Source organism: Pseudomonas sp. LBUM1645 (genome assembly GCF_059716185.1).
In genome coordinates, this window is record NZ_CP166811.1 from 6,525,993 (window position 1) to 6,538,869 (window position 12,877).

Genomic DNA, 12,877 nt, shown 5'->3' on the forward strand with positions numbered 1-12,877 from the left:
GGCGTTTCCTTTGTTTTATGCTTGGCAAGCGACTGGGGGAATGGAATACCCACAGACGCGACACGGATGTTCGGCATATTTAAGGAAGACTCATGCGCTGTCAACCACGATACGACGGACCGGTTTACATCTGGTTAATAAACGAACAATTCTGTTTGCTCTGTTCAGAACCCGCCGATGAATGCACACCCATCTGCATGGCCTGTGAAACGGAGTTGCCCTGGATCGGCGATCAATGCCAAACCTGCGCCCTGCCGTTGCCCACCGCTGGTCTGACCTGCGGCCAATGCCTGAAACAACCGCCAGCCTTTGAACGGGTCGCCGCGCCCTGGACTTACAGCTTTCCGGTGGACACGTTAATCACTCGCTTCAAACACTCTGCGAAGTGGCCGTTTGGTCGCCTGCTCGCCGAACTTCTCGCTCAGTTCCTGCAACATCGCTTCGATGAAGACCTGAATCGACCCGACGCGCTCATCCCGGTTCCGCTGGCCTCCAAACGACTGCGTAAACGGGGTTTCAACCAGGCCGCGATGCTCGCCCGCTGGCTCAGCACCAGCCTCGACATTCCGTGCGATGAAACGCTGTTGCTGAGGATTCTGGACACCAGCGCACAACAGGACCTGAATGCCGAGGCCCGCAAAAAAAACCTGCGCAACGCCTTCGCCCTGACGCCCGATGCGTGCATCAAGGGTCGTCATTTAGCATTGGTGGACGATGTGTTGACCACCGGCGCCACGGCGCAAGCCTTGGCTCGTCTGTTGATGGACGCCGGCGCCGCGCGGGTGGACGTCTATTGTCTGGCTCGCACGCCCAAACCCGGCGATGCGCCCTGACTTGACTCCCGGGCCCCAAGTCGCCAACGTCCTTCCCATCGCCACAGCCCAAAGCGTCTTGCCATGTCCTTGCCTACGTTGTTGTCCCAGCACATCGTCCGTCGTCCGCAGCGCATCGCGTTGCTGCAACACATCGCCGAACAGGGCTCGATCACCCGCGCTGCGAAAAGCGCGGGGCTGAGTTACAAAGCGGCTTGGGACGCCATCGATGAGCTGAACAACCTTGCGCAAAAACCGTTGGTGGAGCGCAGTGTCGGCGGCAAGGGCGGCGGCGGCGCCAAACTCTCCAGCGAAGGCGAGCGCGTATTGCGCCTGTATCAAAAGCTGCAAGCCTTGCAGGCTCAGGTGCTGGAAGCCGCCGAAGATGCCAGCGATCTCGACCTGCTCGGCCGACTGATGCTCAGAACCAGCGCGCGCAATCAACTGCATGGCAAGGTCGTGGCGATTGATACCCAAGGGCACAACGACCGGATTCGCCTTGAACTGGCCGAAGGCTTGAGCATCGATGCGCAGATCACTCACGACAGCACCCTGCGTCTTGACCTCGAAACCGGCACCGAAGTGGTCGCACTGATCAAGGCCGGTTGGCTGGAGTTGCTGGGCATCGATCAAGTGGCAACACCCGGCAATAATCGCCTCAAGGGCATCATCGAAGAAATTCTCGACGCCGAGGACGGCCCCAGCGAAGTGCGCATTGGCCTGCCCAATGGCCAGACACTCTGCGCGCTGGCCGAACCGCTGCACTTGAGAACCCTAGGTCTGGCCGCCGATAAACCGGTGCTGGTGCAGTTCGCGCCATCCAACGTTTTGCTCGGTACACCGCTTTGAAACACAAGTGTCATTAACGCTCATTAAGGTGACTGCAAAAACCCGCAGGGAGCCTGATGTGAGCCTATTAGAAGACAACCAATCCACCGACCTCGAGAAAATGGTCGGCCTCAGCCGTCGTGGCTTCATCAGCGCGGGCGCCCTTTGCGGTGCAGCAATGTTCCTGGGCGGCAACCTGCTGAGCCGCAGTGTGCTGGCCGCCAGCGTCAGCGCCGGCTCCAGCACACTTTTGGGTTTTGACAGTATTCCCGCCGCCACCAGCGACGCCATCACCCTGCCGCCAGGTTACAAATCTTCGGTATTGATCAGTTGGGGCCAACCCCTGCAGAAGAACGGCCCGGCATTCGACCCGAGTGGCAACGGCTCCGCCGAACACCAGGAAGTCCAGTTCGGCGACAACAACGACGGCATGAGCCTGTTTGAATTCCCAGGTGACCACAACCGGGCGCTGATGGCGATCAACAACGAATACACCAACTATCGCTACCTCTACGCCCACGGCGGTATGCCGCAATCGGCTGCTGACGTGCGCAAGGCACTGGCCTGCGAAGGCGTGTCGGTGATCGAAGTGCAGCGCAAGAACGGCCAGTGGGATTTCGTCCAGGGCTCGCGCTACAACCGGCGCATTCACGGCAACGCGCCGATTAGCCTGAGCGGCCCGGCCGCCGGCCACGCGCTGCTGAAAACCGGTGCCGATCCACACGGCAAGAACGTCCTTGGCACCTTCCAGAACTGCGCCAACGGCAAGACGCCGTGGGGCACGTATCTGACCTGCGAAGAGAACTTCACCGACTGCTTCGGCAGCAGCAATGCCGAACAAAAGTTCGACGCCGCGCAGAAACGCTACGGCGCGGTAGCGGCCAGCAAAGAGATCAACTGGCACCCACACGACGAGCGTTTTGACCTGGCGAAAAACCCCAACGAACTCAACCGTCACGGCTGGGTCGTGGAAATCGACCCGTTCGACCCGCAATCGACGCCAGTCAAACGCACTGCGCTGGGCCGCTTCAAACATGAAAACGCCGCCCTGGCCGAAACCAAGGACGGTCACGCCGTGGTGTACATGGGCGACGATGAGCGCGGCGAGTTCATCTACAAATTCGTCAGCCGCGACAAGATCAACCACAAAAACCCCAAGGCCAACCGCGACCTGCTGGACCACGGCACTTTGTACGTGGCGCGCTTCGATGCGGGCGACAGTAACGCCGATCATCCGAAAGGCCAGGGCGAATGGATCGAACTGACTCACGGCAAAAACGGCATCGACGCCAGCAGCGGTTTCGCCGATCAGGCCGAAGTGCTGATTCATGCGCGCCTCGCCGCCAGCGTGGTGAAAGCCACGCGCATGGACCGTCCGGAATGGATCGTCGTCAGCCCCAAGGATGGCCAGGTCTATTGCACGCTGACCAACAACGCCAAGCGTGGCGAGGATGGCCAACCGGTGGGCGGGCCGAACCCGCGCGAGAAGAACGTTTACGGGCAGATTTTGCGTTGGCGCACTGACCGTGACGATCACGGTGCCAAAAGCTTTTCCTGGGACCTGTTTGTGGTCGCCGGTAACCCGGGCGTCCACGCCGGCACGCCAAAGGGCGGTTCGTCGAACATCACACCGCAAAACATGTTCAACAGCCCGGACGGCTTGGGTTTCGACAAGGCTGGGCGGTTGTGGATTCTCACCGATGGCGATTCGAGCAATGCCGGCGACTTCGCGGGCATGGGCAATAACCAGATGCTCTGCGCTGATCCGGTGACCGGGGAGATTCGTCGCTTCATGGTCGGGCCGGTGGGTTGCGAGGTGACGGGGATCAGCTTCTCGCCAGATCAGAAGACCTTGTTTGTCGGGATTCAGCATCCGGGGGAGAATGGTGGGTCAACGTTCCCTGAGCATCTGCCGAATGGCAAACCGCGGTCTTCGGTGATGGCGATTTCACGGGAAGATGGCGGGGTCGTCGGCGCCTGATCGGCCGCCATCGCGAGCAAGCTCGCTCCCACAAGTGATCTACTTTGTGTCACAAAAATTGTGCACTACGCAGAACCCTGTGGGAGCGAGCTTGCTCGCGATGGCGTCGGTGAGAACAACACTTACCTCAAGCCCAACCCCTAAAGAAGCCCCGTCTGCGCTACCATGCTTGGCCGGACGCGGCAGCCTGCTGCGCGCAGGAGTCAGCATGGCCCACCCGTTTGCAACCCTCACCCCAGACCTCGTGCTCGATGCCGTCGAAAGCATCGGCTTTCTCAGCGACGCGCGCATTCTGGCGCTCAACAGCTACGAGAACCGTGTCTATCAGGTCGGTATCGAAGACTCCGAGCCGCTGATCGCCAAGTTCTACCGTCCGCAGCGCTGGACCAACGAAGCGATTCTCGAAGAGCATCAATTCACCTTCGAACTCGCCGAGTGCGACGTACCGGTGGTCGCGCCGATGATTCACAACGGTGCCAGCCTGCACGAACACAACGGTTTCCGTTTCACCCTGTTCCCCCGCCGTGGCGGCCGTGCGCCGGAGCCGGGCAATCTTGATCAGCTGTATCGCCTGGGGCAACTGCTCGGTCGCCTGCACGCCGTCGGCACTACAAAACCTTTCGAACACCGCGAAGCGCTGGGTGTGAAGAACTTCGGTCATGACTCGCTGACGACATTGCTCGAAGGCAATTTCGTACCAAAAAGCCTGCTGCCGGCCTACGAGTCCGTGGCCCGCGACCTGCTCAAGCGGGTGGAAGAGGTCTACAAGGCCACGCCGCACAAGAACATCCGCATGCACGGCGACTGCCATCCCGGCAACATGATGTGCCGCGACGAGATGTTCCACATCGTCGACCTGGACGACTGCCGCATGGGCCCGGCGGTGCAGGACATCTGGATGATGCTGGCGGGTGATCGTCAGGAATGTCTCGGTCAGTTGTCGGAATTGATGGACGGCTACAGCGAGTTCCACGACTTCGATCCGCGGGAACTGGCGTTGATCGAACCGCTGCGCGCCTTGCGCCTGATGCACTACAGCGCCTGGCTTGCCCGCCGCTGGGACGACCCGGCGTTCCCGCACAGTTTTCCGTGGTTCGGCAGTGAACGGTATTGGGGCGACCAAGTGTTGGCCTTGCGCGAACAATTGGCTGCCCTGAATGAAGAACCCCTAAAACTCTTCTAACCACCGCGTGCCCCTGTAGGAGCAAGGCTTGCCCGCGATGAACGATAACGCGGTCCGCCAGACAGACCGCATCGATCCCATCGCGGGCAAGCCTTGCTCCTACACAAAAGCGACACGACACATCTATACAACCGCCCTACAATCCCCTCTTTGTTAGCTGCCTAAGCAAGGATTCTGCATGCAAGCCGCCAACCCGCGTCGCGGGTACATCCTGGGCCTGAGTGCCTACATCATCTGGGGACTTTTCCCGCTCTACTTCAAAGCCATCGCCAGTGTGCCCGCCGTGGAGATCATCATCCACCGAGTGCTCTGGTCCGCGCTGTTCGGCGCCTTGCTGCTGATGGTGTGGAAACATCCGGGCTGGTGGCGCGAGTTGCGTGACAACCCGAAACGCCTGGCGATCCTGGCCCTGAGCGGCACGTTGATCGCGGCCAACTGGCTGACCTACGTCTGGTCGGTGAACAACGGGCGCATGCTCGAAGCCAGTCTCGGTTACTACATCAACCCGCTGGTGAACGTGCTGCTGGGCATGCTGATCCTTGGCGAACGACTGCGGCGCATGCAATGGCTGGCGGTTGGCTTGGCGGCGGTCGGCGTCGCGCAGCAGGTCTGGCAAGTCGGCAGTCTGCCGTGGGTGTCGCTGGTGCTGGCGCTGACCTTCGGTTTCTACGGACTGATCCGCAAGCAGGCACCGGTCAAGGCGCTGCCGGGTCTGGTGGTGGAAACCTGGATGCTGGTGCCGATTGCCATTGCCTGGCTGCTTTTCAATCAGACGGCCACAAGCGCTCAGCCCGAGTTCTGGACCACATCCGAAGCCTGGTGGCTGGTGGCCGCCGGTCCGGTGACGCTGGTGCCGCTGGTGTGTTTCAACGCCGCTGCACGGCATTTGCCCTACACGACGTTGGGATTCCTCCAGTATCTGGCGCCGACGCTGGTGCTGTTGCAGGCCGTTCTGCTGTTTGGCGAGCATTTGTCGTCGAGCACCCTGGTAGCGTTCATCTTTATCTGGGCAGGCCTGGCGGTTTACAGCATCGACGCGTGGATAAGTCTGCGCCGCCGCAGCTGATCAAAAAACGCACAAACCTCTGCAGGCCACGGCAACCGTGGCCTGCATCGATCCTTCCCAAGGTTATCCACAACGTGATCCCCGGCGTTTGTGCGCAAGTCCCTGAAACTGCTGGTTTTTTGATCAAATCCTGAAGAACCCCGGCCGACGTGGCCTGGCGGGCTGTCTCTACAGGTTATCCACAGGCAGGTGCACGTATAACTTGGATAACCTTTTCAGGGTTCACTGCGCAGCACCAATTCGACCATCAAGTCGTCCGCCAGGGTTTCCAGGCGCGATTGCAGCACGTCCAGGGACAACGTCAGCGGCACTGCCAGAATTGCTTCGGCGTGAAACAAAGGCTCGCTGCTCATCGGCGCCGGACGTACTTCGGTCACCAGACGCTCCAGGTTCACCCCCTGTTCACTCAGCAGACGCGTGATGTCGCGTACGATCCCCGGGCGGTCATTGCCTACCAATTCCATGGCAATCGGTTTCCAGGTGCAGGATTGCTCGATGCCGCTTTCGGCAATCAGCACGCGAATGCCATGGGCGGACAACGCCTGTAGGGCATCGACCAATTCATCGTAGGCCTCGGCCGGCACACCCACACGAAGAATCCCGGCGAACTGCCCGGCCATGCGTGACATGCGGCTCTCCAGCCAGTTACCGCCGTGCTCGGCGATGCATTGGGCAATGCGCTCGACCTGCCCAGGCTTGTCTGGAGCGAAAACAGTGAGTACGAGGTGGTCCATGGCGCATCCCTCTTGTCATGACTTTTGTTATAGAAGACCAAGTATAGGCAAGGGACCGGAATCGGCTCGGCGCTGCTTTTTTGTGGCGAGGGAGCTTGCTCCCGCTGGGGCGCGAAGCGCCCCCTTGCAATGATGCAGACAGGCCGCGTTCGCTGATTTTGCGACTGCTTCGCAGCCGAACGGGAGCAAGCTCCCTCGCCACAAAAGCTAAGCCCATAGCAGTGCTTCAAAGATTATGTGTACAAGTTTTTATATTTAACTGGAACAATCCAATAGTTTTTTGAGAACATCCCGTTCCCCGACGTGACTGCAATGCGTCATGGCGTCGCAGAACGACGTAATTAGTCTAATTTTCACAAGCGCAATTCATCATGTAGTATGCCGCAGCGCGCACTACATAACGCTGGATCGATGTCTGCCGCAGGTGCAGCCACAACCCTGAAAGCCCCGTCAGCAAGGCCTCAACGCCGTTGATTGGTCATAACCCAGCCGCCCGCAATGGCATGTACTGGTCAAAAGGTTTGTGGTTTAAATCCCAGAGGCTTCATTGTTAAATTGAAGAGCTGAAAAGCGAAATAGCTGAGCAGAGTGAGGCAAGCAATGACTGAACACGTTCAAGTCGGTGGCCTGCAGGTCGCCAAAGTCCTGTTCGACTTCGTGAACAACGAAGCCATTCCCGGTACCGGCCTCACCGCCGATAAGTTCTGGGCCGGTGCCGACAAGGTCATTCATGACCTGGCGCCGAAGAACAAAGCCCTACTCGCCAAACGCGATGATTTCCAGGCTCGTATCGATGGCTGGCACCAAACCCGTGCCGGTCAGGCGCACGACGCCGTGGCTTATAAAGCCTTCTTGCAAGACATCGGTTATCTGCTGCCAGAAGCGGCCGATTTCCAGGCAACGACGCAAAACGTCGATGACGAAATCGCCCGCATGGCCGGTCCACAGCTTGTGGTTCCGGTAATGAACGCCCGTTTCGCGCTCAATGCCTCGAACGCCCGTTGGGGTTCGCTGTATGACGCGCTCTACGGCACCGATGCCATCAGCGAAGCTGACGGCGCGGAAAAAGGCAAAGGCTACAACAAGGTTCGCGGCGACAAGGTCATCGCCTTCGCCCGTGCCTTCCTCGACGAAGCCGCACCGTTGGCTGCCGGCACTCACGTCGATTCCACCGGCTACAAGATCATTGACGGCAAACTGGTGGTCGCCCTTAAAGGCGGCAGCAACACCGGCCTGCGCGACGATGCACAGCTGATCGGTTTCCACGGCGATGCAGCCGCACCGACCGCGATCCTGCTGAAAAACAACGGCCTGCACTTCGAAATCCAGGTCGATGCCAGCACCCCGGTCGGCCAGACCGACGCTGCCGGCCTCAAAGACATCCTGATGGAAGCCGCGCTGACCACCATCATGGACTGCGAAGACTCCGTCGCCGCCGTCGATGCCGATGACAAAGTGGTGATCTACCGCAACTGGCTCGGTCTGATGAAGGGCGATCTGTCGGAAGAAGTCTCCAAGGGCGGTCAGACCTTTACCCGCACCATGAATGCCGACCGCACTTATACCGGTGTCGATGGTAAAGAACTGAGCCTGCATGGTCGTTCGTTGCTGTTCGTGCGCAACGTCGGTCACCTGATGACCATCGATGCGATCCTCGACAAGGATGGCAACGAAGTGCCGGAAGGCATTCTCGACGGTCTGGTCACCAGCCTCGCGGCAATCCACAGCCTCAACGGCAACAACTCGCGCAAGAACAGCCGTACCGGCTCGGTCTACATCGTGAAACCGAAGATGCACGGCCCGGAAGAAGCGGCGTTCACCAACGAGCTGTTCGGTCGCATCGAAGAAGTACTCGGTCTGCCGCGCAACACGCTGAAAGTCGGGATCATGGACGAGGAGCGCCGTACCACGGTCAACCTCAAGGCCTGCATCAAGGCTGCCAGCGAGCGTGTAGTGTTCATCAACACCGGTTTCCTCGACCGTACCGGTGATGAAATCCACACCTCCATGGAAGCCGGCCCGATGGTGCGCAAGGCGGACATGAAGGCTGAGAAGTGGATCGGCGCCTACGAGAACTGGAACGTCGATATCGGTTTGAGCACCGGCCTGCAAGGTCGCGCGCAGATCGGTAAAGGCATGTGGGCCATGCCGGACCTGATGGCAGCGATGCTCGAACAGAAAATCGCTCACCCGATGGCCGGTGCCAACACTGCGTGGGTTCCATCGCCGACTGCTGCTGCGCTGCACGCGCTGCATTACCACAAGGTCGATGTGTTCGCCCGTCAGGCCGAACTGGCCAAACGTGCTCGCGCTTCGGTAGACGACATCCTGACCATTCCATTGGCGGTAAACCCGCAGTGGACTGCAGAACAGATCAAGAACGAACTGGACAACAACGCCCAGGGCATTCTCGGTTATGTGGTGCGCTGGATCGACCAAGGCGTCGGTTGCTCGAAAGTGCCGGACATCAATGACGTCGGCTTGATGGAAGACCGTGCGACGCTGCGGATTTCCAGCCAGCACATCGCCAACTGGCTGCGTCACGGCATCGTCACCGAAGACCAGGTCATGGAAAGCCTCAAGCGCATGGCGCCGGTGGTTGACCGCCAGAATGCCAACGACGCGCTGTATCGTCCGCTGGCACCTGACTTCGACAGTAACATCGCCTTCCAGGCGGCAATCGAACTGGTGGTCGAAGGCACCAAACAGCCGAACGGCTACACCGAGCCGGTCCTGCACCGTCGTCGCCGCGAGTTCAAGGCTGCCAATGGCCTGTAACTAAGCGCTGACGCCGGACAAAAAAAGCCCTGATCGAAAGATCAGGGCTTTTTTGTTTCAAATCGGAACCTACACATCCATTCCCAACTCATGCTTGACCAGCTCCAACAGCTTGCCGGTATCGACAGGCTTGAGCAGGAAGTCGACCACGCTCAAGTGCATCGCAGCGATCGCATCTTTCACGTCGGCGTCACCGGAAACGATGATGAACGGCATTGCCGCCCGAACCGATTCACGGACCTGCCGGATCAGGTCCAGACCATCGACATTTCCCATCCGCAGATCGGTAATCACCAGGCCAATCGATGGCATCGTCTCCAACATCTTGAGTGCCGTTTCGCCACTGGCGGCGGTCATGCAGCGTACTCCGTCCAGCGCAAGAATTTCTGACAGCAACTCGCGTGAGTCTTTATCGTCATCGACGATCAGCACCCGCTGCGGCGGCAGGTCAGGTTCCAGCATGACGTCACTCAGCGCCTTGCGCTCGGCGTCACTCAAAATATCGTGGTCGGACATGACTTACTCTACGTTTTCAATTCAATTGCTATCACTTCCGTGTGACATCACCCGGTAGACCTTCAGGGTGCACTTCGTCGGAAAGTTCTCCTATAGCCAATGTAGGAGGTTTTTCGCACAGTTGCGTCAGACATTTCCCAAATACCGACAGCTTCACTGCCTACCTAGACTTACGTCCAATGGGCACCCCGCGCGCAGGGGCCGACCATGGCTAAGTCATCCGACAACAACAATTCAAAAAAGACTGCGGTAATGGTTATGAGTAAAGCGGACGCCTTCACACAGGCAGGGAAAACCGCGGTGTTGCAGAACATCCAGGGCACTTTGCAATTCCTTCAGCGCTTCCCGCCCTTCAATCAAATGGAACACGCCCACCTGGCGTACCTGGTCGAGCAGTGTCAGCTGCGTTTTTATGCGCCCGGCGAGAGCATCCTCAAGCCCGCCGACGGCCCGGTTGAGCATTTCTACATCGTCAAGCAAGGCCGGGTCGTGGGTGAACGTCCCCATACGGCCAAGGGCGGCACCGAAACCACCTTCGAAATCACCACCGGCGAGTGTTTCCCCCTCGCCGCGCTGCTGGGTGAGCGCGCGACGCGTACCGAACATCTGGCCTCCGAAGACACCTTTTGCCTACAGCTGAACAAGCTGGCGTTCATCAAACTGTTCGCACTTTCCAACGCGTTTCGCGACTTTTCCCTACGCGGCGTGAGCAGCCTGCTGGATCAGGTCAACCAGCAAGTCCAGCAAAAAGCCGTGGAAACCCTCGGCACCCAGTACTCGCTCAATACCCGCCTGGGCGAATTGGCCATGCGCCACCCGGTGACCTGCAGCCCGGCCACGCCACTGCGTGAAGCCGTGACCCTGATGCACGAGCAGCAGGTCGGCAGCATTGTGGTGGTCGACGAACATAAAGCGCCGCTGGGGATTTTCACCCTGCGCGACCTGCGCCATGTGGTCGCCGACGGCACTAACGACTTCAACGAAGCCATCGAACGCCACATGACCCAGGCGCCGTTTTACCTGTCGCCGGACCACAGCGCCTTCGATGCGGCGATTGCCATGACCGAGCGGCATATCGCCCACGTCTGCCTGGTGAAGGATCATCGCCTGTGCGGCGTGGTTTCGGAACGTGACCTGTTTTCCCTGCAGCGAGTCGATCTGGTGCACCTGGCGCGGACTATCCGCAGTGCCCAGAAGGTGGAAAATCTGGTCGCGATGCGCGGCGAGATCGGCCAACTGGTGGAGCGCATGCTGGCCCACGGCGCCTCTTCAACCCAGATCACGCACATCATCACCCTGCTCAACGACCACACCGTCTGCCGGGTGATCGAACTGACCCTCGCCGAAAAAGGTGACCCCGGCATTCCGTTCAGTTGGCTCTGCTTCGGTAGTGAAGGCCGCCGCGAGCAGACGCTGCACACCGATCAGGACAACGGCATTCTGTTCGAAGCCCGGGACGCAGCCCACGCCGCCGAGATTCGCGGCAAATTGCTGCCCATTGCCCATCAGATCAACCAGAGCCTGGCGCTCTGTGGTTTTACCCTGTGCAAGGGCAACATCATGGCCGGCAACCCGGAGCTGTGTCTGTCCCGGGCCGAATGGTCGCGACGTTTTGCGGCGTTTATCCGCGAAGCAACGCCGGAGAACCTGCTGGGTTCGAGCATTTATTTCGACTTGCGCGTGGTCTGGGGCGACGAGCAAGGCTGCGAGCAGCTGCGTCAGGGCATTCTCGATCAGGTGAATGACAACCGACTGTTCCAGCGGATGATGGCCGAGAACGCCCTGCGCAACCGTCCGCCCGTAGGACGTTTCCGTGAGTTCGTTCTGGCTCGCAAGAATGGCGAGAAAGCCACTCTGGACTTGAAAGTCCAGGGGCTGACGCCTTTTGTCGACGGTGCCCGACTGCTCGCGTTGGCCCATGGGGTCGAGGCGAACAACACGCTGGAGCGCTTTCGCCAACTGGTGGACAAGGAAGTGATCGAACGGCTGGACGGTGCGGCGTACGAAGAGGCCTATCACTTCATCCAGCAAACCCGCATGCAGCAACATCAGCTACAGACCCGGGAGAACTTGCCCTACTCCAACCGGGTCGATCCGGACAGCCTCAATCATCTGGATCGACGGATCCTGCGTGAATCCCTGCGCCAGGCACAACGCCTGCAAAGCAGTCTGGCCCTGCGGTATCAGCTATGAGCCTGTTTTCATGGCTGCGCCCGGCAGGTCCGAGCCTTCCCGGGGAACTCCAACAACGCCTGCAACGCTTGCCCCCAGCGGCAGAGCTCGGCGAATGCAGCCTGCGCGAACAGCGCTGGGTGGTGCTCGACCTGGAAACCACCGGGCTGAACCTGAATAAGGATCGGGTGTTGTCCATCGGCGCGGTGGTGATTGAGGACGGGGCGATCGACTTCAGCCAGCAGTTCGAACGTACGTTGCAATGCGCCGACATGAAGTTGGCTCCCAGTGTGTTGATCCATGGCCTGGGGCCGAGCGCGATTGCCGCGGGCAGTGATCCGGCTCAAGCCCTGGTCGAATTCATGGAGTTTGTTGGCGACAGCCCGGTGCTGGCGTTTCACGCGCCGTTCGATCAGCACATGCTCGGGCGCGCCTTGAAAGATCATCTGGGCTACAAGTTGCAGCATCCATTTCTTGATGTGGCTGATATCGCGCCGTTGCTTTGCCCTCAGGCGCACATTCGCGATGCCGGGCTGGATCAGTGGATCGACTGGTTCAAACTGGAAGTGTTCGAGCGCCACAATGCCAGTGCCGATGCGTTGGCCACCGCTGAGCTGGCGTTGATTTTGTTCAGCCGGGCGCGGCAGATGCAGATTCATAGTCCGTTGAATCTGCAGCAGCGGATGAGTCAGTGGAAACGGCGGCAGCGCGCGCCTTCTTTCTAACAGCCACCGCAATCCTTTGTAGGAGCTGCCGAAGGCTGCGATCTTTTGATCTTGTTTTTAAAAAATCAAAGTCAAAAGATCG

At 59.5% G+C, this 12,877-nt stretch carries 10 protein-coding genes; 8 read left to right on the plus strand and 2 right to left on the minus strand.

Annotated elements, in window-relative coordinates:
* The first annotated feature begins 92 nt into the window (after positions 1-92).
* From ACA079_RS29765 to rarD, 5 genes are all read left to right on the plus strand, one after another.
* Positions 93-833, plus strand: coding sequence for a ComF family protein (locus ACA079_RS29765; protein ID WP_497701850.1), 741 nt, complete (start codon positions 93-95; stop codon positions 831-833).
* 63 nt (positions 834-896) lie between these two features.
* On the plus strand, positions 897-1,661 hold the full coding sequence (locus ACA079_RS29770) for a TOBE domain-containing protein (protein WP_497701851.1): 765 nt from the start codon (positions 897-899) through the stop codon (positions 1,659-1,661).
* A gap of 58 nt (positions 1,662-1,719) precedes the next feature.
* Positions 1,720-3,621 (plus strand): PhoX family protein, encoded by a 1,902-nt coding sequence (locus tag ACA079_RS29775; protein WP_497701852.1) that lies wholly within the window; start codon positions 1,720-1,722, stop codon positions 3,619-3,621.
* Between the two features lie 208 nt (positions 3,622-3,829).
* Positions 3,830-4,804 (plus strand): serine/threonine protein kinase, encoded by a 975-nt coding sequence (locus ACA079_RS29780; protein ID WP_008147144.1) that lies wholly within the window; start codon positions 3,830-3,832, stop codon positions 4,802-4,804.
* 178 nt (positions 4,805-4,982) lie between these two features.
* Complete coding sequence (gene rarD / locus ACA079_RS29785; protein WP_129440583.1) at positions 4,983-5,870, plus strand: EamA family transporter RarD; 888 nt, start codon at positions 4,983-4,985, stop codon at positions 5,868-5,870.
* Between the two features lie 215 nt (positions 5,871-6,085).
* Here rarD and ACA079_RS29790 read toward each other — a convergent pair whose 3' ends face one another.
* Positions 6,086-6,604: a glycine cleavage system transcriptional repressor gene (locus ACA079_RS29790; RefSeq protein ID WP_007947710.1), complete on the minus strand. Its 519-nt coding sequence runs from the start codon at positions 6,602-6,604 to the stop codon at positions 6,086-6,088.
* 600 nt (positions 6,605-7,204) lie between these two features.
* Between ACA079_RS29790 and ACA079_RS29795 the strand changes: the two genes are divergently transcribed.
* Positions 7,205-9,382: a malate synthase G gene (locus ACA079_RS29795; RefSeq protein ID WP_497701853.1), complete on the plus strand. Its 2,178-nt coding sequence runs from the start codon at positions 7,205-7,207 to the stop codon at positions 9,380-9,382.
* A gap of 69 nt (positions 9,383-9,451) precedes the next feature.
* On the opposite strand, the gene ACA079_RS29800 is transcribed toward ACA079_RS29795, so the two are convergent.
* Positions 9,452-9,898 (minus strand): response regulator, encoded by a 447-nt coding sequence (locus ACA079_RS29800; RefSeq protein ID WP_415771853.1) that lies wholly within the window; start codon positions 9,896-9,898, stop codon positions 9,452-9,454.
* 252 nt (positions 9,899-10,150) lie between these two features.
* Here ACA079_RS29800 and ACA079_RS29805 point away from each other — a divergent pair, with 252 nt between their 5' ends.
* Complete coding sequence (locus ACA079_RS29805) at positions 10,151-12,091, plus strand: putative nucleotidyltransferase substrate binding domain-containing protein (RefSeq protein WP_497704395.1); 1,941 nt, start codon at positions 10,151-10,153, stop codon at positions 12,089-12,091.
* A complete protein-coding gene (locus ACA079_RS29810; protein WP_497701854.1) occupies positions 12,088-12,795 on the plus strand; it encodes a 3'-5' exonuclease in 708 nt (235 codons plus the stop codon). Before ACA079_RS29805 ends, ACA079_RS29810 begins: the two co-directional genes overlap by 4 nt.
* Positions 12,796-12,877 lie beyond the last annotated feature (82 nt).

Bases quoted from the DNA above. Each gene is read 5' to 3' on its own strand.
- ACA079_RS29765 (WP_497701850.1), top strand. From the start codon at position 93: ATGCGCTGTCAACCACGATACGACGGACCGGTTTACATCTGGTTAATA.
- ACA079_RS29770 (WP_497701851.1), top strand. From the start codon at position 897: ATGTCCTTGCCTACGTTGTTGTCCCAGCACATCGTCCGTCGTCCGCAG.
- ACA079_RS29780 (WP_008147144.1), top strand. From the start codon at position 3,830: ATGGCCCACCCGTTTGCAACCCTCACCCCAGACCTCGTGCTCGATGCC.
- rarD (WP_129440583.1), top strand. From the start codon at position 4,983: ATGCAAGCCGCCAACCCGCGTCGCGGGTACATCCTGGGCCTGAGTGCC.
- ACA079_RS29790 (WP_007947710.1), bottom strand. From the start codon at position 6,604: ATGGACCACCTCGTACTCACTGTTTTCGCTCCAGACAAGCCTGGGCAG.
- ACA079_RS29795 (WP_497701853.1), top strand. From the start codon at position 7,205: ATGACTGAACACGTTCAAGTCGGTGGCCTGCAGGTCGCCAAAGTCCTG.
- ACA079_RS29800 (WP_415771853.1), bottom strand. From the start codon at position 9,898: ATGTCCGACCACGATATTTTGAGTGACGCCGAGCGCAAGGCGCTGAGT.
- ACA079_RS29805 (WP_497704395.1), top strand. From the start codon at position 10,151: ATGGTTATGAGTAAAGCGGACGCCTTCACACAGGCAGGGAAAACCGCG.
- ACA079_RS29810 (WP_497701854.1), top strand. From the start codon at position 12,088: ATGAGCCTGTTTTCATGGCTGCGCCCGGCAGGTCCGAGCCTTCCCGGG.